The organism is Virgibacillus sp. SK37 (assembly GCF_000725285.1).
Taxonomy (GTDB): domain Bacteria; phylum Bacillota; class Bacilli; order Bacillales; family Amphibacillaceae; genus Virgibacillus_Q.
The window spans coordinates 980,848-1,004,236 of record NZ_CP007161.1 but is presented as its reverse complement, the minus strand read 5'-3'; the positions used below and the strand labels follow the sequence as shown (position 1 = coordinate 1,004,236).

At 38.7% G+C, this 23,389-nt stretch carries 17 protein-coding genes; 3 read left to right on the top strand and 14 right to left on the bottom strand.

The annotated features are described in order from the left end of the window. Positions 1-18: 18 nt before the first annotated feature. The 6 genes from X953_RS04990 to X953_RS04970 all read right to left on the bottom strand — a co-directional run bounded on the left by X953_RS04990 (position 19) and on the right by X953_RS04970 (position 9,707). Entirely contained in the window at positions 19-486 is a 468-nt protein-coding gene (locus X953_RS04990) for a cytochrome c oxidase subunit II (RefSeq protein WP_040954621.1), read from the bottom strand. 13 nt (positions 487-499) lie between these two features. Then, entirely contained in the window at positions 500-661 is a 162-nt protein-coding gene (locus tag X953_RS19725; protein ID WP_156958445.1) for a hypothetical protein, read from the bottom strand. A gap of 297 nt (positions 662-958) precedes the next feature. Then, positions 959-4,684, bottom strand: coding sequence for a helicase-exonuclease AddAB subunit AddA (gene addA, locus X953_RS04985; RefSeq protein WP_040954620.1), 3,726 nt, complete (start codon positions 4,682-4,684; stop codon positions 959-961). Further along, positions 4,685-8,176 (bottom strand): helicase-exonuclease AddAB subunit AddB, encoded by a 3,492-nt coding sequence (gene addB, locus X953_RS04980; protein ID WP_040954619.1) that lies wholly within the window; start codon positions 8,174-8,176, stop codon positions 4,685-4,687. Between the two features lie 286 nt (positions 8,177-8,462). Further along, positions 8,463-9,008: a signal peptidase I gene (gene lepB / locus X953_RS04975; RefSeq protein WP_040954618.1), complete on the bottom strand. Its 546-nt coding sequence runs from the start codon at positions 9,006-9,008 to the stop codon at positions 8,463-8,465. Between the two features lie 54 nt (positions 9,009-9,062). Then, positions 9,063-9,707 carry a TVP38/TMEM64 family protein gene (locus X953_RS04970; protein WP_040954617.1) on the bottom strand — a complete coding sequence of 215 codons (645 nt, stop codon included), beginning with the start codon at positions 9,705-9,707 and terminating at the stop codon, positions 9,063-9,065. 216 nt (positions 9,708-9,923) lie between these two features. On the opposite strand from X953_RS04970, the gene X953_RS04965 reads away from it, so the two are divergent. Further along, a complete protein-coding gene (locus X953_RS04965; protein WP_040954616.1) occupies positions 9,924-10,367 on the top strand; it encodes a hypothetical protein in 444 nt (147 codons plus the stop codon). On the opposite strand, the gene X953_RS19395 is transcribed toward X953_RS04965, so the two are convergent. The 4 genes from X953_RS19395 to X953_RS04950 all read right to left on the bottom strand — a co-directional run bounded on the left by X953_RS19395 (position 10,261) and on the right by X953_RS04950 (position 14,576). Then, entirely contained in the window at positions 10,261-10,743 is a 483-nt protein-coding gene (locus X953_RS19395) for a competence protein ComK (protein ID WP_232217816.1), read from the bottom strand. The two genes, X953_RS04965 and X953_RS19395, sit on opposite strands and share 107 nt — an antisense overlap. A 205-nt stretch (positions 10,744-10,948) precedes the next feature. Beyond that, on the bottom strand, positions 10,949-12,487 hold the full coding sequence (locus X953_RS04960) for a fatty acid--CoA ligase family protein (RefSeq protein WP_040954615.1): 1,539 nt from the start codon (positions 12,485-12,487) through the stop codon (positions 10,949-10,951). 290 nt (positions 12,488-12,777) lie between these two features. Continuing rightward, the gene (locus X953_RS04955) at positions 12,778-13,773 is read right to left on the bottom strand and encodes a lipoate--protein ligase (protein ID WP_040954614.1); all 996 of its coding nucleotides are present in this window, start codon (positions 13,771-13,773) and stop codon (positions 12,778-12,780) included. A 71-nt stretch (positions 13,774-13,844) separates the two neighbouring features. Then, a complete protein-coding gene (locus X953_RS04950) occupies positions 13,845-14,576 on the bottom strand; it encodes an MBL fold metallo-hydrolase (RefSeq protein WP_040954613.1) in 732 nt (243 codons plus the stop codon). 141 nt (positions 14,577-14,717) lie between these two features. Between X953_RS04950 and yhfH the strand changes: the two genes are divergently transcribed. Together yhfH and pepF are read left to right on the top strand one after the other, a co-directional pair. Continuing rightward, complete coding sequence (gene yhfH, locus X953_RS19390) at positions 14,718-14,846, top strand: protein YhfH (RefSeq protein ID WP_071648420.1); 129 nt, start codon at positions 14,718-14,720, stop codon at positions 14,844-14,846. A 721-nt stretch (positions 14,847-15,567) separates the two neighbouring features. Further along, a complete protein-coding gene (gene pepF / locus X953_RS04945) occupies positions 15,568-17,379 on the top strand; it encodes an oligoendopeptidase F (protein ID WP_040954612.1) in 1,812 nt (603 codons plus the stop codon). Between the two features lie 113 nt (positions 17,380-17,492). Here the strand turns inward: pepF and hemY are convergent, their stop codons facing one another. The 4 genes from hemY to X953_RS04925 form a co-directional block, all read right to left on the bottom strand. Next, positions 17,493-18,896: a protoporphyrinogen oxidase gene (gene hemY / locus X953_RS04940; RefSeq protein WP_040954611.1), complete on the bottom strand. Its 1,404-nt coding sequence runs from the start codon at positions 18,894-18,896 to the stop codon at positions 17,493-17,495. Beyond that, positions 18,893-19,831 carry a ferrochelatase gene (gene hemH / locus X953_RS04935; protein ID WP_040954610.1) on the bottom strand — a complete coding sequence of 313 codons (939 nt, stop codon included), beginning with the start codon at positions 19,829-19,831 and terminating at the stop codon, positions 18,893-18,895. Before hemH ends, hemY begins: the two co-directional genes overlap by 4 nt. A gap of 34 nt (positions 19,832-19,865) precedes the next feature. Continuing rightward, positions 19,866-20,900 carry a uroporphyrinogen decarboxylase gene (gene hemE / locus X953_RS04930; RefSeq protein WP_040954609.1) on the bottom strand — a complete coding sequence of 345 codons (1,035 nt, stop codon included), beginning with the start codon at positions 20,898-20,900 and terminating at the stop codon, positions 19,866-19,868. Between the two features lie 234 nt (positions 20,901-21,134). Beyond that, a complete protein-coding gene (locus tag X953_RS04925) occupies positions 21,135-23,306 on the bottom strand; it encodes a transglycosylase domain-containing protein (RefSeq protein ID WP_040954608.1) in 2,172 nt (723 codons plus the stop codon). Between the last annotated feature and the right edge of the window lie 83 nt (positions 23,307-23,389).

Below are 23,389 nucleotides of genomic sequence, written 5' to 3'. Positions count from 1 at the left end.
GATCTTTTCCTCCTTTCTTTATTTCACCGTAATTGTTGTGCTCATCATTTGATGCCCAGCACCACAATATTCATTACATAAAATTAAATACTCTCCAGGTTCCTCAAATGTCTGAGTTATTTTCTGAATATGTCCAGGCATCACCATTGCATTAACGTTTGTCCCAGCAATTTGGAAACCATGCACAACGTCCTTTGAAGTCATTGTGAATGTCACTTCTGAGCCTGCAGGAACTTCAATTTTATTTGGATTAAAACTAAAGATTTGCAAGGTCATGACCACTTCATATTTATCTTCTCCAGTTTGGAAAACCCCTGGATTATCAAATGGTGCCGTTTCATCTACTTTTTGGGGGTCAATTGTTTCCTTATGACTTGGTGGGGCCATGTCCATCGCAAATGCCTGATAACCAGTGATTACCATCGAAAGTATGAGTACCCCAACACTTATAACTAGCCAAATCTCTTCCGCACGATGCATTTTCATCGCTTTTCCCTCCCTATATTCCTACTCTCATCATATAAATCACGAAAAGTAATACAATAAATGAGACAATGCCGCCTCCAACAAATACCAATGATGAGAACAATGCTCCTTTTAAGGATTGGTCATCATGGTGAACTACTTTTTCCTCTGGAGTGCTAACTTTTCCAGTTGCCATAGAAAATCTCCTCCTTATTTATAACTTACTTTTATTTTAAATTTGTTCGTGTTCTGGCAAAGTGAACTAAATCACATGACCGTGTGATTCGAATCACCCTTTACTTGCTTCATGACAATTTGGTGAACAATACAGATAAAGCGGAATATTTCCCAGTAGCGGTGATTACGCAGACTCTATATTTTTAGTTAGTTCGAAGTTTATCCATTTACGAATTATTGGGGCACTCCACCATATATTATAGAGTCACTAAAAAAGCCAGCTTCCTATTAATAAGGAGCTGACTTTTCACTTTCGTTATTCTTTTTCAATTGGTACATCCACCAATAGTTGCTTTGAAAAGAAATAAAGATATGTTTTCTTTACATGTTGCTTCCAAATCGACTCTACTGCTTCTTTGTAGAGACGCATTTGGGTTTCGTAGCGTTTCCTCAACTTTTTCTCATCTGTATCTGCATCCGTTAATGCATCTGTTTTATAGTCGAGGATAATCCAGCCATCTGCATGTGGGATCAGGCAATCGATAACCCCTTGAATCAACACTTTTTCCTTTGTGTCTTCTTGCCATGTAGCATAAACCTCATTTGCGGGAAGAGCTAAGCTGAAGGGAACCTCCCGATGCAAATGGCCAGTTTCCATCATATAGTTTGCAATTTCTGAATGGAAAAATTCCTCAATAGCCTGATAATCAATAATATTCGCTTCATCTCTTGTGAGAATTTCTCTCTCCACAAGCTCCTCGGTGAATATCTCTATTTCTTCACTGGAAAGCGATTTTTGAAGAGGAATATGCTGCATAACCGTGTGTATGGCAGTACCCTTCTCAGCTGCAGTTACTTTCTTTTCTTTCTGGATAAAATTGGGCCGCTTTACAATTGGCGCTTTATATTCTGTAACCAATTGATCTGCACTGTATTCATCCTTTATTTCTCGTTGTCGCTTAATTTCCGTAACTGTCTGCTTTGCTCTGGAAGCAGTTGCTTTAGAATAGGGGTATTGGTAGGATAAACGCATCTCTACGATATCCTTCAATTCATCATCTGCGACGTCTACCTGCTTCCATTCTGTCATATTTTCTTTCAGGTGTAATGACTTTTCTACAATGGACTCCTCTAAGTTTGCCAGTTGACTTCCATGCAGTATGGTAACATCCCATCTAGATGGATCTACTCTTATTTCTTCCAATACCGCATCATGAATCTCCCTTGTCCTTAAAATATCGCTCTCTTGATGCCTTATGAGGGCAGGCCCTACCCAGTCAAGATAGGTCTTCGCATCCATACGGAAGTGTGCAGGCAACACCCATTCAGAGTGGTCAACCATACGTTGCCATTTTTCCCGTTTCTTTTCAAAGGAAGCTACATTTCCAATCATCACAAGCTTTTCCTTTGCACGCGTCAGAGCTACATATAACACACGCATTTCCTCAGCTAATAATTCACGGCGCTTTTCCTTACTTAACGCGTGAAAATACAAGGTAGGATAGGTAATACGCTTAATTGGATCAATATACTTAGTCGCAAACCCGAGATCTTTATGAAGTAAATATTTCTGATTTAAATCCATCATATTAAATTGCTTATCCATCGCTCCAACAATAACTACTGGGAACTCCAAGCCTTTACTTTTATGGATCGTCATAATTCGTACAACATCTTCTTGCTCACTTAATGCTCGTGCGGAGCCTAGATCATCTCCACGTTCTTCCATTCGTTCAATAAATCTCAGAAAACGGAACAAGCCTCGGAATGAGGTCGTTTCGTATGTACGGGCGCGATCATATAATGCACGTAAATTAGCTTGACGTTGCCGACCACCTGGAATACCACCAACAAAATCATAATAACCGGTTTCCCTGTATATTTGCCAAATCAACTCTGATAAAGCCCCTTGCCTTGATGCGTTCCGAAAGTGGTCTAGTTGTTCAAGTAATCTAGCAGTTTTATTTGCTGTAGCATCTTTCGCCTGTTTACTATACTTTTTTAAAGCCTCAAAAAAAGTTACATTTTTCTCAGCCAATCGAATAGATGCAAGGTCGTCTTCATTTAATCCTACAATGGGGGACCTTAGCACAGAGGCCAATGGGATATCCTGTCTTGGGTTATCTATAATTTTTAAGAAGCTGATCATAATTTTCACTTCAATTGCTTCAAAATAACCAGAGGATAACTCCGCATACACAGGGATACCTTGTTTTTTTAATTCATCGACAATCGTTGGTGCCCATGTCATGGAACGCATCAAAATAACAACATCCCGATATTGCAGGTCTCGTTGAGTTTGTGTAGCTTTATCTACAACCTGCAGAGGAGCGGCCTCTTTGCTGCCAATCCATTCCTTTATTTTATTTGCATACGCTCTCGCTTCAAGCTGTGCTTTCTCCAGATCGCGGTAATCTTCCTCACCGTTTCCTTCTTCCTTATCTTCTTCTCCTTCCCTGTCAATAATCAGCAGCTCGGGATTGGGAGTAGGATAAGGAAGTTCTTCATACATTTTATTCCCATAAATCAGTTCCGCATTTTCATCATAATTAATTTCACCGACTTGCTCATCAAGAATTTGTCTAAATATATAGTTTGCTCCTACTAACACATGCTCTCTGCTTCGAAAGTTACTGGCAAGGTCTATACGTTGTGCCGGATGTTCTTCTTTCGCAAACCGCTTATACTTATCAATAAACAACGATGGTTCCGCATGACGAAAGCGGTATATACTTTGCTTTACGTCCCCCACCATAAACATGTTCCCAGGTCCACTCTGATCGCTAATTAACGTAAGCAACGTTTCCTGTACCATGTTCGTGTCCTGATATTCATCCACCAGTAGTTCACTAAACTGTTTTTTAAAATGAATGGCTACATCAGATGGAATTGGCTGATCGCTCGTTGAGGTTTCATCTAATAATAATTGCAAACAATAGTGTTCCAAATCCGAAAAGTCTACAATAGCCTTTTCCTGTTTCTGGACCGTGAAACGTTTTTTAAATTCCTTCACCAATTCAGTCAGCTGTTTAATTACAGGCGCTAGCTCCCGCATATCTTCTACATGGTTTTGTAGCTTTCTGCTGAACCAGCTCTTTTGCATTTTTGTCCAACGATCTTTGTAACTATTACGTAGTGTCTTCACCTTTTCTTTTTTATCTTCATCACAATCAGCCTTTTTTCTGGAAAGAGTAGCAAATTTACTAGCAGACATAAATGTTTGCAAAGCATCCCATGTATCCAAATGGGCAAAGGCCTCTTGAACATTGACCAGATCTTTTTCAATCGTATCCGCATACTGGTAAGGACCATCATTTTCCCTTGTAATATCCAGGGCAAGCTCCATTTCCTGCTGGATTGCTGTAAGTTGATCCTTTACTTCTCGTTTGATAATCGATAACCATTCCAAATCAGACTCCTGCCAATTTTCCGGCACATGATAGGTATACGCTAATTCATCAAGCCATTGGTCAGGCCATGGATTTTGGACGGCAAATGTATAAAGATCTAGTATTAACTCCTCTACCTCTACATCACTTCGATCACTGGAGAACCGGTCAACAACCTGGAAAAAGCCTTCCTGCTCTTCTCCTTCTGCTCCATACCATTCCTCAAACAAATCTTCCATTACTTCTTGTTTGATCAAATCTGCTTCCATGTCATTAGCTATTCGAAACCCTGGATCTATATCAAGCAAATAGGCATATTGCTTCACAACATCCAGACAAAAAGAGTGTAGAGTAGAAATCGAAGCACGCTGTAATAGAGAGAGTTGCTTCTTCAGATGACTAGAGGATGGATCCTCTGCCAGCGCTTTTTCAAGGGCTTCACCAACACGGTTCCGCATTTCTTGAGCGGCTGCATTTGTAAATGTAACAACAAGTAAACTATCAATATCGACAGGTTTTTCCTTGTTTAATAGTTTCTGGATAATCCTCTCAACTAAGACAGCTGTTTTACCAGATCCAGCAGCTGCTGCTACAAGTACGTCCTTACCAGCTGTGTAAATCGCATCCTCTTGTTCTTTTGTCCAATTTACCACTTATTTCACCTCTCCCTCTCCGCGAATCTTTTCCAGGATTGTTTCTTCTTTCATTTCCGTCAGTTTCCGGTAGTTATTATCCTCAAGCATTGGATCAAACTGACATACAGCATGGAATGGACAGTAGGTACATGCTATTTGCTGCTTGTGTTGATATGGATTTAAGTGAACGCCACCTTCTGTCATATCAATCCCTGCCTGCATCATCAGTTGATGAATATGTGACTGCAGACTAGTAAATGTATCTTCATCGGCTATTTTAGAGGAACTATAAAATCCTCCATTCTTTTTCACACCAGCTGGAATAATTGTGCTCGTGCCCGAATCCAGACTGGTATCCATCATCTTAACAATATCTTCATCTGACAATAAAAGGCCTTGCATTTTATACTTCTTAAAAATCTCTTCTTCTATTTTATCTTCAGGTAATTTTTGATCACCGGAAATCATCGGATTATGAACATGGAAATAGAGTACACCAGCTGGAGTAGCCTTTACTCCAAGCCATGTCTCAGAATGTGTCAATACCACATCCAGATATGTTAGCATCTGTAAGGCTAGTCCATAATAAACTTCGAGTAAATTCAAACCCTTGGAGCTTGATTTATAATCTATAATTCTTAAGAATAAAGACTCATTATTTAACGCCTGATCAATACGGTCAATCCGCCCTCTAAGCATTAATTCATACCCATTTGGAAGCGGCAGAGTTAACGGAGGAAGTGTTTGATTAGTACCAAAGCCAAGTTCCAGTCCAACAGGTGAGAAATTACTCTGTCTTGCTTGCTCACTAAGAATATAGGCAGCTCTAGCAATGACTTCCTGCAATTTTTGCTGAATATACTTGTATCTGTTGGAGCTATGCAAAATCTGATGCTGTAATATTGGTGCCAAATTTGTTACAGCTTTACGGGCATAGCCATCCGTATCGTTTTTTGTTAGCTGGGCAAAGTTTCTTCCTTCCTGTTGCACCCATTCTGTTATTGTTTTCAATGCTTCATGAAACAGTTGACCAATATCCGGCGCATCCAGCTTATACGTTTTTCTTTCATCCAATCCCAAACTATATTTAGCAAAATGCTGATAAGAACAACGATAGTAGGTTTCCAATCTGGATACACTTGCCTTTACTTGCTTTGGATATAATTTCTCTACTGTCACCGTATCCAGGTTGATTGGTTTATTCTCATAAAATAAGCTTTGCAATACATTATAGGTTGTACTATAGCGTTCATGATGGGTAATATACCAATTTAATACATGCCACCATATTGGCTTTACTGGGTAACCTTTTCTATTACGAGCTAACTGAGCGGTCAATGCTGATCTGGTTTTCGTGGGAGTGGTTATAAACCGATCAGCCTCAACTAATTCATCCGGATCCTGCAATAATAGATGTTCACAGCAAACTGGGAAAAGATCCTCCACCCGCTTAATCAGTTGCGAGGGCATCTTAGACTTTCCTTCTTCATCACTTAGCGGATAACTTACCCAAAGCTTGTCCTTTGCAGAAGTAAATGCAATATACATATAGAACCAATCATCCAACAATTGGCGTTTACTGGTTTCAGCTAAACGTAGTCCATGACCAGCCAATAACTCTCTTTCCTGTTCATTAATCATTCCATCCCCCGATGGTTTCATAGGCCAAACACCTTCATTAACACCAAGAAGGAAGGAGCACTTGATTCCGCTTATACGGGAGCGATCAATCGTACCAACAATGACATGATCCATGCTTGGGGGAACGTGAGCAAATTTTAATGTTTCAAACCCAGCATCCAATGTTGCACGAAATGTTGTCAGTGTCATGGTTTCCTCTCCAGCCATTTCCACCATTTCATCAAATAGTTGGATAACCGCGTTCCACACCTGTTCTTGCTCTCTTCCTTTTTCTATCTCACCTTGCTCATCAAATAATTCACGCATTTGCTCCAGACAATTTGGCACACCTAGCTCCTCCAGAAGTAAGTATGTACGTTCACATAGCTCCCGAACCGTACTGACTTTCCGCATATCTTCGTCAAAAGGAGCCAATGCCCTTACTACTTGTTTACGATACCTATTGATTCTTTTTTGAATCTCCTTTTCTGTATCTGTTTGTGTCGCTTGATCAAAGCCTCGGAAACGCTGAAATACCCACTCATCCTCACTTAGCCACCGATTTCTGGAGCGAATTCCATACTCGAGAACATAATTTTCCAACTCGTCAATTGCGTCAGCAGTTAACGGATATTCCTTATCGGTCATTGGAATAAACCCTGTTTTTAACACACGGAAGATAGCATCATATCGCCAATTTCCTTCCACAATATCCAGTACGGACCGGATAAACTCGATTAAGGAATGATTAAGCATCGTTCGTTTTTCGTCTATAAACACAGGTATATCGTAGTCTTCAAATATCGTTGCAATCAGATCATGGTATGTATCTGTTTGCCTAATAAAAACAGCGAGATCACGAAAACGGTAATTCTCTTCTCGAACAAGACGGATGATCTCCTGTGCTACACCTTCTACCTCTGCACGAGGATGGACGGCTTCCGCAATGCGAATTGGTGTTTCACCATCAAATTGAGGAGCAGGTCTTACATCAAAATATTGCTCTAAATGGGCAAAGTAAGGACGATTACTGAATCTACCATAAGCCGGGTCTAACTGTACTGTTTCTTCCAGTGGGATCTGATTCTCTATAGCAATCTGTTGTATTTGATGATACGTTTCCACCGTTTGATAAAATAAATCCAGCTCTGAAGCCTCTGTTTCTAACCCATCTACTGTAAGAGCAATGGTGACAGATTTGCATTTTTTTAATAACGCTTCTACTACTACCAGCTCGTTTGGAGTAAAGCGATGAAAGCCATCCAAATAAATTTCGGCGTCCTGCAGTACGCTTGATTGGCCTATTTTATCTGCTAATAACTGTAATTGGTCTTCACTATCAATGTATTTATCTTGTAAGGCAACCATTAATTTTTCATAAATATATCCTAGATCATCAAGCTTATTAATTAATGCTTCCTCTCCTGATTCTTTGTGGACATACCCCTCCATTTCTATCATTTGACTTTGTAGTACTTCCGGACTGATGTTGTATCGTTTAAATTCCGTTATCATTTTTTCCAGTTGACTAAGAAAGCCCTGTTTTTCCATCGCCTTTTGAAAAACACGCCAGTCTTCCGTTTTTTCCTCAATAATTTTACGTAGCATCATTTGCACACCAACAGAGCTTATAAACTGCTTCGTTCCTCCACCAGTTTCTTGAAGAATTCTCCATGCCAATCTGGAGAAGCTTACTACTTGGGCGCGAATACTCCCTACAATATCCTTATCATGGAAAAGAGCGTATTCCTGCTGAAATGTCATTTGATCTGGAACAATATAGAAAATAGGTGTTCCATTTGGGTTTTCCAACAATTTTTCTTTAATCTCATCCATTGTTCTGCCGCTTTTTCCTGTCCCGGCACGCCCCAATAAAAACCGGAGTCCCATAAACACTTCCTCCATTCTCTCACTTATTTAAATATATTCAGTAGCAAATATTCTATATAAATTGAACTTGTATCGGTACGATTTTCAATAAGCTGCACGTTAAACAAACTTTTATTAACTAAAACCTTCAAACAAAAAGCGAAACAAAAAAATTACATTGCAAATGTTAGGTACATAGGTTATCCCATACATTAATCAATAGCATATATATTAAAATCACAAAAAAGCTTTCATCCTTTATTTTACCAAAGATGAAAGCTTTCGAGAACAAAAGCGTAAGTGACCTTTATTTACCAAAAGTTAAGCTTGCTTCCGTGAGGGGCCAGTACTTCACATCTACTTTTCCTACTAATTGCTTTTGGGATATAAATCCAAACGATCTACTGTCAAGACTGTCTTCCCGGTTATCTCCCATGACAAATAACTTACCCTCAGGTACTTCTTCTTTTCCAGTTACCTCTTCCAAAGTAAAGTCTTCCGTAAACGTTTCGTTCACATTCCTGTATGGCTCTAAAAATTTTTCTTCTATATATTTGCCATTAATATATAATTTATCCTCTTTATACTCAATCTTATCACCTGGCAATCCGATTACGCGTTTCACATAATCATCCTGTTGATTGGCGTGGAACACAATGACGTCAAACCGATCTACATTTTCCAGGTTATATACTACTTTATTTACCATTAACAGATTTCCGTCATAAAGTGTTGGCTCCATTGACTCTCCATCCACAACATAACTTGCGAACAACACCGTGCGGAATATTATTGCAATGGCTATTGCAAATATCACTACCGGGATAAACTTACGGTAATTCAATTTCCTCATCTTAATCACTCCAGGATTATTATCTATCACTATAATACCCTGGTTTAATGAAGTTTAACCGTTTCTCCCTTTCAATTGGGCTTTCTTCTCTAAATGTTTCTCAATTAACTTACCTATTCCCCAGAACAATACAATACCTATTCCAACGATTATAGTTTTCATTGGGTTTTTCGCAAATTCTAAAATACTTGAACCAATATATGCCAAGGAAAATATCATTACCGACTTTCCCAATATTACAGCGAGAATAAACTGCTGCATACTTATTTTAGAGAGCCCTGCTACCACATTGATCACGGCTGAGGGAGAGAAAGGAAAACACATTAATAAAAACAGTGGACCAAACCCATGTCTTTCAAGCCATGCGGTAACCTTCTGTACCTGTCTATTCTTTCGTATTGACCTGAACACCTTCTTGTCCCCAAGTCGGCGGATGATAAAGAAGACAAGAATGGCACCAAGACTTGACCCTGCCCAAGAAAGAAGAAAGCCTTCCAGCAATCCGTAGGCTGCCGCATTTGCAAAAACGAAGACTACTAAAGGCAAAAAAGGGAGAAACGCTTCAATAAAAGGTAATAAAATACCTGGGATGGGACCCAGATTTTCATAATTATTTAAAAGCTGCATAATATACTCATCTAATTGATCGTTTTCCAACATCATTCGCCAATTAGATAGCTGGATATCCAATAAATACATGTGCCTGAATCCCCTCTGTATGTAAAATCTATTACTTGTTTAATTCCCTTCTTTACTCATAGTCTAACTAGTTTTAGTTTAATGTAAACCCTTCTTTCTGAAAAGTAAAATCTCGCCACTTTCTTTTCATTTCCAGAAATTTATATTGTATTTTATGTGCTTTATGGCATATACTAAAGTAATAGGAACAAACGTTCTATAATTGGAGGAGTGTTTATGCGTTACCTTAGTGATGAAGAGTTGCAAATTGGTTCTCGTTTCCTTTTTCTTTCAATGGCCCTCGTAGTTATCCAAAAGGATATTCAACTTTTTAAAAAAGGCCCTTTTAAAATTAAAGAATTGTACCTAAAACCGTTGGAGAAGATGGAAACGGCTGGTATGAGCGAACGGAAGGAACTGAGAAAAATAATGCAGAAAAAACAACTAAAAGTTTTTACCCTTACTAAAAATGATTCCTTTTCATCGTTTTTATTTGTTTGCAGAGGAAAGGAAGAAAAGCGAAATTACTTTAATCCTGCTATACGAAAAAAAGTTGAGGTCATTTTACAGGAGCTTATGGAAAAGGCGATTCAGCAACACGATCTGCATGATGTCTCTGCAAAAACTGCAGCCGCTTATCCAGTAAGTACCGGTATTGAGCAGTCCGTTGAATCTGATTAAGGATAATTCCATAGGAGGTATTAATAAAGATCTTTTTACCATTTTTGAAGATAATTTCTGTACCGGAGGTTTGGACTTGGTTTACCTGATCGATATGGGAATGGGCAATCCAGCAACAATTTGAATTTGAGGGGGAATTAGTTGGAAAGAAATACATCCCGCTCGAGGGATTAATTGTGATTGGGGCCTTGTAGGTAATTCCGCAAATCTCCCGTGTCCCTTCCTGGCGACCTTTAAGACTGCTTCCAAAGTACTTGCAAGACTGGTCTATAAGTCTGCTTGTATGTGCTTGTACAAGATATTCCGTATCTTCCTCAACCACTTGGGTAGTACGGTTTTCTTTCCTATCCCGCGACGCAATTAGCGCTAATGTCATTGGAGTGATTTCAGGTAATGGGGTATATAAATCATTTAACATATTATTCATCCTTTCGTTTAAAACGAAAAGAAAGCGGCTTCCATACTAATTTACCAAAACCGAAGAAAAAAAGATACTAAAATAACGAATTTTATAATTATTTGGTAAAAAACTCCCTCTCACTCTACGTGTAAAGTTAAGAGGAAGCATCATTCTACACCTTTTACTTAGATACTTTTTCTCGCAAGCTTTTTCTAAGTATTTTTCCAGTCGTGTTTTTCGGAAGCTCTTCCAAAAATTCAATTTTGGATGGAACTTTATACTTTGCCAATTGTTCTGAGCAATACGCTATTAACTCTCTTTCCGTTAATGCAGCATTATCTGTAACCACAAAACTCATAACAGATTCACCAGTCTCTGGATCTGGAACACCGATAACCGCTACTTCGGATACATTCGGATGGGAGTATAGAACTTCTTCTACTTCTCTTGGATAAACATTATAACCCCCAACAAGAATGAGATCCTTCTTTCTATCTACAATGTAGAAATAACCCTCGTCATCCATTCTGGCCATATCTCCTGTATATAACCAATTGTCTTTTAAAGTAACTGCTGTTTCTTCGGGCATTTTATAGTAACCCTTCATTACATTAGGACCATGGACAACTAATTCTCCTACTTCTCCTACAGGTACCTCTTCCCCGAACTCATCAACAACTTTGTTTTTCACATTGACTATAGTAGTACCAATAGAGCCTGGTTTTCGTGGACGATCCAATGGGTTGAAGCAAGTAACTGGAGACGCCTCAGACAGACCGTATCCTTCAGAAATTTGTACATGAAACGTCTTTTCAAATTCCTTAAGCAAGGCAACAGGCATAGATGCGCCTCCAGAAATACACAAGCGAACACCTGAAAAGTCTTCTACATGGCCTTTGGCAGTTTGCAGTAAGTAGTTATACATTGTCGGAACACCAGCAAAAATCGTTGCATGATGTTCCTTTGTTACTCTGAAAACATCCTGTGGAGAAAACTTTGGCAAAATTAAAATGGTTCCACCATTCATTAAAGGAGCGTTCAGCGATACAGTTAAACAAAACACATGGAACATTGGCAACGCCGCAACAACCCGATCTTCTCCGCTTATTGTTAAATAGTCAGCTACATCTCTGGCATTGGAATATAGATTTTTATGTGTAAGCATCGCACCCTTAGGTGTCCCGGTTGTGCCGGACGTATATAAAATAATGGCAGTATCCTCTTCCTCCAATTCTGGACCCGTATATTTGGCATCACCATCATGGATCAACTTTGAAAACGATTGCAATTTAGCTGATAGAGGATGTGCTTGTATGTCGATTTTTTCACTTGTTTCACAAGTTATGTAATGGCTTATTTCAGGTAATTGCTCAGCAATAGCTGTAAACTTTTCAAGCAGTACATCCATCGTGATAACTGCTTTAATGTCTCCATTTTTTAGAATATAGGTCAATTCGTATGGTGTATATAATGGATTAATCGGGATCACTGTAAGCCCCATTCTCAGCGCGCCATACAATCCAATTACAAAGTAAGGACTGTTTCCCACAACAAGTGCAATATGGTCACCTTGCTTATAACCAAGCCCCTCCAATTGTGAAGCAAATTTTCGGACCGCACCCTCTAATTCCATATAACTTGTCTTTTGATTTTCAAAAATAAATGCTGCTTTTTGTGGATTATTCTCTGCTGTAATGGATAATTGTTTACTTAAATTCACCATGAAACCCCCTTATATTATGAATGAATAATCATTCATTTTATTGCCATACTTAAAACCTTATGAATTTTAGTACAATTTAAAGTATAAAATACAAAGAGTTATTTTTCAAGTGGAAGCGGTAACATTTATTATCAAAAACGTTGGGGAAAATGCGATGCCGTGATACTTTATCTGTCGGAAATAAAGTGTTCTTCCACAGTAAAAAGTAGAACAATTGAAACGCAATAGACTTTAACTTTAAATATAAAAAAGCGTACAAATCTAAAGATTCATACGCCTGACTCCAGTTAATAGATAAGATTAATAAAGTCTTCTTTGGATATTCTCCCCAGATAGTGAGGCACGTCCACGTCTGCTAATGCTTCTTCAATTGCTTGGCGGTTGTGGCGAACACCAGAAAGCCTTTCCTCAATTACGCTCACTTCTCCAACACCAAAAAAGTCCCCATAAATTTTACAATTCTCAATAATACCTTTTTTGACATCTAAGCGAACATCAACTAGACCTGCATCAAATTTATATGATTCTTGTATATTAAAAGTAGGGGATTTTCCATAATTCCAATCCCAGTTTTGATAACGTTCTTTAGAAATTTGTTTTACGTTTTCCCAGTCTTTTTCAGTCAGCTCATAGCGTGGCACCTTATTAACATCATCTACTTCAAAAATGTAACGCAAAATAATGTCTTTAAAATCTTGCATGGAAACCTTCTCATCAAGAAATTCAGAAATATTCGCAACTCTACTGCGTATAGATTTTATACCCTTTGATTGAATCTTTTCTTTCTTAACTTTTAATGCAGAAACTACGTTTTCAATTTCAGAATCTAACATTAATGTACCATGGCTAAACATACGGCCTTTTGTGGAAAACATCGCGTTTCCTGAAATCTTTCGCCCATTTACAATAAGATCGTTCCGACCCTTCAGCTCTGCAGGAACACCTAGTTTATTAAGTGCCTCCACCACTGGTTGAGTAAATTTAGCAAAGTTTTGGAAGCTGTTTCCATCATCTTTCGTGATGAAACTGAAATTTAGATTACCTTCATCATGATATACTGCTCCCCCACCTGAAAGCCTGCGAACAACTTTAATATCGTGCTTGTCCACATAATCCGTATTTATTTCTTCAATAGTATTTTGATTACGCCCAATAATAATGGAAGGTTGATTCACATAAAAAAGTAAATATGTATCGTTTTCCCCGAAATTTTGTAAAACATATTCTTCTAATGCCAAGTTAATACTTGGATCTGTAATTCCTTTATTATCAATGAATTTCATAAGTATTCCTCCCTTAATTTCCATTCCACTTTCTAGTTTAATGGAATCGTTCTCCTTAAGCAAAACTAATGCTATGTATTTCGCCAGATAAACCCCTCTGCCGCAAGATTCACAGAACCTTGATAATAGTGTTTTGCTTCCGTAACCAATTGATTACGTTCTCTGTATTGTGGTAAATGACTTAACAACAGTTGTTTCACGTTCGCTTGGTCTGCAATCGTGCCACACTCCTTACTAGTCATATGACCCGCATTTGAACCATCCTGATCTGCATAAAAGTTACAGTCCGCTATTAATAGATCAGCATTACTCGCAAACGGGACCCACTCCTCTGTATATGCAGTGTCAGCAGTATATACAATTGAGGACTTCCCATCTGTTATACGCATTCCATAACATGGTACAGGATGTTTCGTTTTTAAAAAAGTAATGCGAAATGGTCCCACTTCTAATGGCTTCTCTGGATTGTATTCAATCCCTTTCGTATATTCATGAGTTAAACTCGCAAATTTTTGATCTTCTGTATGCGCATAAATAGGTAATACTTCTTGAACCCCTGTTATATAATAAGATACAAGCCTCGCATATTGTAGTACACCAATATCTGCAACATGGTCATGATGGTAATGAGACAAGATTACCGCATTAAGCTCATTTGGTGATATGTATTTTTGTAATTTTGACAAGGAACCACTTCCCGCGTCCACAAGGAGAGTAAACCCATCTTTTTCAAGGAGATATGCAGACGTAGCACCATCCGCAGCAGGATAGCCTCCCCAATAACCAATAACAGTTAACTTCATAATCATTCCAACCTTTCATGACTATTTGTAGCTTCATTATATCCGATAGAAAGAAATTTTAAAATATGTTGTAACACATGGTTGACTTTTAACATACTGTTATATTACAATGTATTTAATTCAAATATGAGGAGGATCCACATGTTAAATGTTCTTGAATTCTTTAGAAACCTACCTAAAAAGAAGTGTAGCCAATGCGGTCATGATATGCATGAAAAAGCAGACTGTTATGGGAATTTATGTGACGAATGTGATCATCCAGCAAGATAACTGTATAACAACAAATGAATTATCTGATTTACGCCTACTGTAATACAACACAATCTTCCTAACTGACAGCTATACCCATAGCTGTTATTTTTTTTGCATCTATACATCCTTACAATTTAGCTCTAAATAATAATTCGCAAAATATATATACTACGACGTTGTTGAGAATGGAGTAATTCATTTACAGAGGAAGCACCCATTGATTTGCGTTTCAGGCGGACGCTTTCCGCCGGCATGGCCTCAGCCGCTTCCTCCGCTACGCTCCGTCCAGGGTCTTCGCCTCATGCTATTCCGGCAGGAGTCGCCGCCCTCCACTCCAATCAATTCGTACACAGCATATTTTGAATCTATGTGAACGCAAATTTTCTTCGTAGATATAATAGAAAATAGTAGCGAAGGAAAAATACGGAGACTTCTGGGGGAGATGAGGCATAGGTGAGACCCCGGAAAGCGCAGTATTTTTCCGTAGCGGTGTTATTTAGTCTTGTTGCATTAACAGAGAAATAAGTCTACTTTAGTTCGCATTTTACTCCAACTATGCAGTGAAATTATAGGATATTACGGCTCACCTCAGTCTTTGCAATAAACTTGTTTTCATCTTAGATACAATACTGATTACGCAAGCACTATTAGTATTATTTTGAAAAGTCATACCCTTCTGCCCTATTTTATATTATACTTAATTAGAGTGACGAAATAAGTTTGTGGAAGGAGTTTTCTTATGAAGTCCGGAGTAAAAAGTTTAGATCGTGCAGACATGGCTGTGGATGAGACATGGGATTTAACTGATTTATTTATTAACCATGCCGCCTGGGAAAAAGAGTTAGATACAATCCAAAAGGAAATAACCTCTGTTACACAATATAAAGGAAAAGTTGGGGAAAGTGCTTCAACTTTGCTTAGCTGCCTGACTGACTTTGAAGAATATCAAAAGAGACTTGTTCTTGTAGCCACATACGCCAATTTAAAAGCAAGCGCAGATGGAACAGATCCGACTAACCAACGAGATAGTGCAAAAGTGTCTGCAGCACTTTCCGCTATCAGTACCAAAATCTCTTTTGTTCAGTCCGAATTATTGAAGCTCGAACCTATTATGGTGGAAAATTATTTACGTGAGTTACCTGCACTCCTACCATATAAAAAGATGCTTGAAGATATATTGGAAAAGAAAAAACATATTCTTTCACCAGAAGTTGAAGAAACACTAGCTGCTCTTGGAGTAGTTCATGATGCACCTTATATGATATACCAACGCAGCAAATCTGCTGACATGCGCTTTTCTCCAATTACCATAGATGATAGTAGTGAATTGCCTATGTCAGCTGCTTTATATGAGGACAAATATGAATTATCAGCAGACCCATCTATCCGACGTAAAGCATACCAATCTTTTATTCATACCTTGGAGCAGTATAAAAATACCTATGCAGCAACATATGCTACTGAAGTGTCTAAACAGGTGACTATGTCTCGCTTACGTTCCTATGAATCTGTCACAGATATGCTGTTACACCCACAACAAGTAACCAAAGAAATGTATCATCAACAGCTAAATGTAATCCAAGACAAGCTTGCTCCCCATATGCAACGATATGCCAAGCTAAAGAAGGAAAAGTTAGGGTTGGATAAATTGCATTATTATGATTTAAAAGCTCCGTTGGATCCTGCCTTTAATCCCGAAACAAGCTATGATGAAGCAAAAACAACTATTTTAGAAGCTTTGCAAGTAATGGGACCAGAATATAGTAAGATTATGGAGGATGCTTTAACTAATCGATGGGTGGACCGTGCTAATAATAATGGTAAAGCGAGTGGGGCCTTCTGTTCTAGTCCGTATGGTGTCCATCCTTATATTTTAGTTACCTGGACGGATATGATGAGAGGTGCTTTCATCCTTGCACATGAATTAGGCCATGCCGGGCATTTCTATCTTGCTGGTAAAAACCAAGCATTTATCAACACACGCCCTTCAACCTATTTTGTAGAAGCACCCTCTACATTAAATGAATTGCTATTGGCAGAGCACTTGCTTTCCAAAACGAATGATGCACGTATGAGAAGCTGGATAATCACACAACTATTAGGAACCTATTATCACAACTTTGTTACCCATCTTTTGGAAGGAGAATTCCAACGAAAAGTATACCAATTGGCAGAAGAAGGCACGCCTTTAACTGCTAACATTCTCTCAGAGCAAAAACTACAAACATTGGAAAATTTCTGGAGGGATGCTGTCGAGTTTGACGAAGGCGCGGGTTTGACTTGGATGCGTCAACCACATTACTATATGGGTCTTTATCCATATACATACTCTGCAGGGTTAACTGTTTCAACTGCTGTAGCACAGCAAATAAAGTCAGAAGGAAAACCAGCTGTTGACCGCTGGCTGGATGTGTTAAAAGCCGGTGGAACAGAAAAACCTCTCCATCTAATTCAACAGGCTGGGGTAGACATGTCCAAGCCTGATGCCATTAATCAAGCTGTTAATTATGTCGCTTCGTTAATTGATGAATTGGAAGTAGCACAGCATTAAATTGTTAATGCGTAGCAAAAAAGCTAGAACTCTTCCAAACAACTGTAAAAAAACCGGTTTAGACATTTTTAGTCTAAACCGGTTTTTTTACTTACTTCTACGCACTTGTGCTTTTATTCCTTCAAGAATGCAAGGGCTTCAGCTACTGCGTTCTCACCTTGTTCAATACAATCAGGCACTCCAATACCCTCAAACGAACTACCTGCAAGAAAAACACCAGGCAAAAGATGATGCATTTCATTACGTACCTTTGCCACTCTCTCTTTATGACCAACCGTATATTGCGGCATGGCATTTTTCCATCTACTAATGACACTAAATTCGGGCTTTGCAGTAATATTCATTGTCTTGTTTAAATCTTTCAGAACAATCTCCGTAATCTCCTCATCCGAAAGATCGACAACCTCCTGATCTCCCGGTTTGCCCACATAGCAACGGACCAAGGCTTTTCCCTCAGGTGTAGTCATTGGCCATTTCTTATGTGTCCACGTACACGCAGTAATTCGGTAATCACTGTTTCGGGATACGACAAAACCCGTTCCGTCAATATCCTTTTTTATCGCGGATTGATCAAATGCCATTGCTACATTTGCTACAGAAGTTGATGGCATTTGATTAAAATCATTAAATAAATCATATTGGCTGAATACTTTTGGCAATGTATAATGCGGCGAAGCCATAATAACTGCATCAGCTTTAACTGCCTCTCCATTGCTTAAAAGTAAGTGATAGCCGTGTTCTTTTTTCTCAATATGGTCAACAGCCGTATTTAAAGAAACCACTTCTGAATCTAACTTTTGTTCGATAGCTCTAACAAAGGTCCCAAGCCCATTCTTAAAAGAGAAGAACATCCCAGGCTTTTTACCAGTAGACTTTTTAGACTTGGGCATTGTCTTCTGGAGACCTTTAATTAGACTGCGATGCTTTTGCTGGGTTTCGTAAAAATTAGGGAATGTGGCCATGAGACTCATTTTATCGATGTCACCTGCATAAATACCGGATAACAACGGTTCGATTAGATTCTCAACAAGCTCATCGCCAAACCGATGACGGAAAAAGCCGCCAAGTGATTGATCACTTACATCTTTACCTGTAGGCAAAACCAAATCCATTCCTGCACGAAGCTTTCCTTTCACTGTAAACATTCCGGAAAACAGGAACGGTTTGACCTGTGTAGGAATACCCATAAAGGCACCTGAGGGCATTTTATGAAGTTTTTTCCCTACCAAAATATAGGATTGACCTGTTCCATTTCTAACCAACTCTTCACTTAGGCCTAGCTCTTCCGCTAGTTTTACCGCAGGTTGCTTTCTTGAAAGGAATGAATCCGGTCCCCGTTCGATTGTAAAACCATTCTTCTGGGTTGTTTTTATTTTCCCACCAAGTCGATCACTAGCTTCTACCAGTTTCAGCTTATATGGCAGGTTTTTTTCCTTTATTTCTTTTTGTAAATAATAAGCTGCTGAGAGTCCTGTGATTCCACCGCCCACGATTACAATTGTTTTGGTATCGCTCATTTCACTTCACTCTTTACACTCTTTAAAACAACATGAGCTAGTGTATGAATAAATGATGGATGAACATTCGGCATTTCTGGACGGTAATAGTTCGCTCCTATTTCATCACAAACTACTTTACATTCATAATCATTGTCATATAATACTTCCAAGTGATCAGCAATAAATCCTACTGGAGCATAAACAAAGGAAGTGTAACCCTTTTGTTCAAAGAGGTCTCGTGTTAAATCTTGGACATCTGGCCCTAGCCACGGATCAGGAGTATTCCCTTCACTTTGCCAACCTATCTCAATATGTTTTATACCAGTCTGTTCAGCAATAAGACTCGCTGTTTCTTCTAGTTGTTTAGGATATGGATCACCATTTTGAAGAATTTTTTCAGGTAAACTATGGGCGGACACGATCAATACAGCCTTTTCGCGCTCTTCTGCTGACATCTTCTCATATTCTTTATTGATTTGTTGTGACCAATAATCAATAAAACCAGGCTCATCGTACCAGCTTTCGATTGATTTAATATTAATGCCATGTTTTTCCGCTTCATCATTTGCTCGTTTATTATAGGATTTTACGCTAAAGGTAGAAAAATGTGGTGCCAATACTATGGACACAGCTTCTTTAATACCGTCCTTAGCCATTTCTTCAACTGCATCTTCTATAAATGGTTCAATATGTTTTAACCCAATATATGCTTTAAATTCATATTGATCCTGCTCTCCATTTAAAGCCTCTTCAAGTGCAGCGGCCTGCTGCTCTGTAATTTTCGCTAGTGGAGAAATCCCGCCAATTGCTTCATATCTGCTTTTCAAGTCTTCTAACGCTTCTTCTGATGGTTTTCTTCCACGACGAATATGTGTGTAATATCTTTCAATATCTTCTTCTTTATAGGGTGTTCCGTAAGCCATTACCAATAGGCCTAGCTTTTTCTTTTCCATTTTCCGCACCTCTTTTAAAAATTATTGCATTAGCTTAATTATGTGAATAACTATGAATCAACTCTGTTAGCTTCTTCAATGTTTCCGGTTTAATGTCAGGCGTTACCCCATGGCCTAAATTAAATACATGGTTGCCTTGTTCCTTTCCTTCATCCAGAATGGCTTTGGTTCGTTTTTCTATGGTTTCCCATTCTGTTAGTAGTAAGGTTGGATCCAGGTTACCTTGCAGCACCTTTGTGACCCCCATATCTCTCGCTTCTTTCATAGACGTACGCCAATCCAACCCGATCACATCCACAGGCAGATCATTCCATTCCATAAGCAAATGTCGTGCCCCTACTCCAAATATGATTAGTGGGACATCATATTGTCTTAGCTCGGAAAAGATCCTAGTCATAACGGGTTTAATGAATATACGGTAATCTGCCGCATTCAACGTGCCGACCCATGAGTCGAAAATTTGGATCGCTTTAGCGCCTGCTTCAATTTGTGCTTCAACATAAGTAATTACCATATCGGCAAGTTTATCCATTAATGCAAACCATGCAGCTGAATCGCGGTACATAAACGCCTTTGTTTTACTATAGTTTTTAGAAGGACCACCTTCAATCATATAGCTTGCTAATGTAAAAGGAGCTCCACTAAAACCAATCAAAGGAACCTCAAGTTGTTCTTCAGTAAGGATCCGGATCGTTTCCAAAACGTAAGGAACATCTGCTTTAGGATTGATTGAGCCAAGACGCTCCACATCTTGCATATTCGTTATCGGATTATTGATAACTGGTCCAATCCCCGATTTAATCTCCACATCTACCCCTAAAGCAGGAAGAGGAGACATAATATCTTTGTATAAAATTGCTGCATCTACTCCATATTGCTCAACAGGAAGACGTGTAACATAGGCGCATAACTCCGGTTGATGTGTAATCTCAAATAGAGAATATTTTTTCTTTAACTCACGATACTCTGGCTGTGACCTTCCAGCCTGTCGCATAAACCATGCAGGAGTATAATCTGTTTTTTCACCTTTATAAGCTCTAATAATCGTATCATTTATCTTTTTTGCCATCTGTACCATTCCTTTTTACGTACTTGTACTAACCCATAATCAACTATATCCATTAATAATCTGTCTGTATAGCAAAGCACCTTGATTGTCATGAATTTGTCTTAATTTAAGATATTTGTGTACCTGTCAGAGTGCAAATCCGTGGCTAACCATCCATATACATGTTCCAGTATCCTTTTTTCAATAAAGCAACTACAACGTAATAGTGAGTTAACGAACGGTAAGTGGTTCTTGTTACCATTCTAATTTTACTGTATTCGACCTTTCTCCTTCCCTTTTTGTGAGCGGATCAAAAGGAACTACATAATAGCGATTACCACCAAATAACGCATTCTTTATTGTATAAATTGTTGTTCCTTCGGTCTCGCCTATTCTTTCATCAATACCTTCTTTTTCTCTATATACACGGTATATTACCCGGTCATCTGAAGAGCCCTTCCAGGATAATTCTCCTTCCACGAACGAAAAGCTGCCAAAACGATAGCTTGCCTGTAAATTTTCTATTTGCGGCAGAGTAACTGGTTTGGGTAAAGCTGTTACTTTCTCTGGCTTTGAAAAATGTTCTTCGAGTTCTTCGTGCTTATCCAACTCAGACAAAATTGCCTTTGTTAATTTCGTTGGATATTCACTACCTCCATTTAAATAATGCTCCTTATCCGATTGATCATAACCCATCCAGGTTGTCATTACATATTTTGGAGTGTACCCGGCAAACCAAGCATCCTTTACTTTACCTTCTACAAACGGGTGCTGGGTCGTCCCTGTTTTACCTGCTAATGCTTTTGTATATTCACCAGCTGTTGCTGTTCCGGATTTTACTGTTTCCTGCAAAATCTCTGTCATATTCCACGCAACCTGCGCATCATATACTTGCTTTGAATTAGTTTCTGCTTCAAAAGCTAATTTATTTTCCTGGTCATATATACGTTCAATCGTATGGGATTTTTTCATTTTTCCCATTCCAGCAAAAGAACTATAGCTCTCCATAACCTGAATTGGAGTAATTCCTTTAGATAAACCACCTAAAGCGATTGCTAAACCATCATCTTCAATCATAATCCCTTGTTTTTCCAAGGACTTTTTTGCATAAGGTACTCCAATCTGGTCAAGCAGCCAAACCGCAGAAGAATTCTTGGAATACCTAATTGCATCATAAATGGAAACAGCACCCTCGTATTGATGGTCCGCATTTTCCACACTATAATTATTATCATAATCATATTTCATATCAGGAATAAGTGTATAAGGTGTATATGCTTCTTTTTTCATCATAGCAGGCCCATAAACCGCGATGGGCTTTATTGTCGAGCCAGGTTGCCTGGAAACAGTGGTACGATTCAGATTTCCAAGTTGATATTCTCTACCACCTATTGCCGCTACAGTTCTCCCAGCACTCTGTTCCATGATAACGAATGCTCCCTGGGTTCCCTTCGTATTACCCGGGAAATAATTGTCGTTTTTGAAATGATTATAGGCAATTTGCTGAATTGTGTCGTTCATGTTGACTACAATTCGATAGCCCCCTCGCTTTAACTCCTCTATGGACATATCATGCATTTCTGCAGCTTCTTTAATTACAAGGTCTACATAACTATCCACCCATGGCTTACTATTATCCTTCTCCAACTCAAGACCCAAAGATTTATTAGACTCTTTTAATCTTTCCTCTGCATTGATCGCTCCATTGGCCTCCATTGACTTTAACACGACATTACGTCTCTCTAGCGCTTTCTCTGGATGGTCAATTGGTGAATACCCATTGGGCCCTTTTGCTAGCCCAGCAAGTAAGGCAGCTTCCGAAACAGTTAAGTCACTTGCCTTCTTGGAGAAAAAGTAATTAGAAGCTCTCTCTATTCCATAAACCCCACGACCAAAGTAAATTTCATTCATATATAATTCCAATATTTCATCCTTTGTCAGGTTACGTTCCAAGTAGACAGCAGCCATTACTTCTTTTGTTTTTCGCATCCAGGTTTTATCATTATGCAGGAATAGATTTTTAGCCAGTTGCTGGGTTATGGTGCTAGCACCTTCCACTTTATCCATTGCTATAATATCTTTGATTATCGCTCTCATAATCGATCTAAAGTCAACACCTGAATGTTCATAAAACCTTCTGTCTTCAATTGCAACAAACGCCTGCTGTACATGTTCAGGTATTTTTTCAATTGTGACAGGGATACGGTCTTCCTTATATATACTACTTAGTCTCTCACCATCTTTTGTTTCAATTACTGTTGTTGCATCAAGTACCATATCAGCTTCATCGGCTACTAATTTTCCACCAATTAAAATGGCGGCATAGCCAAGTAGACCTAAAATAATAATTGTTGTTATACTATAGAAGATAACCCGTATTTTCTTTGGTATCCTAAAGCGCCTTTTCTCATGATCTTTTTCTTTCATCCATTCACCCCTATGTACGCACCACTTACATTATACGACAAAATTCCTCCTAGCGAAACCGATAATACTTATTATCTTTTAAT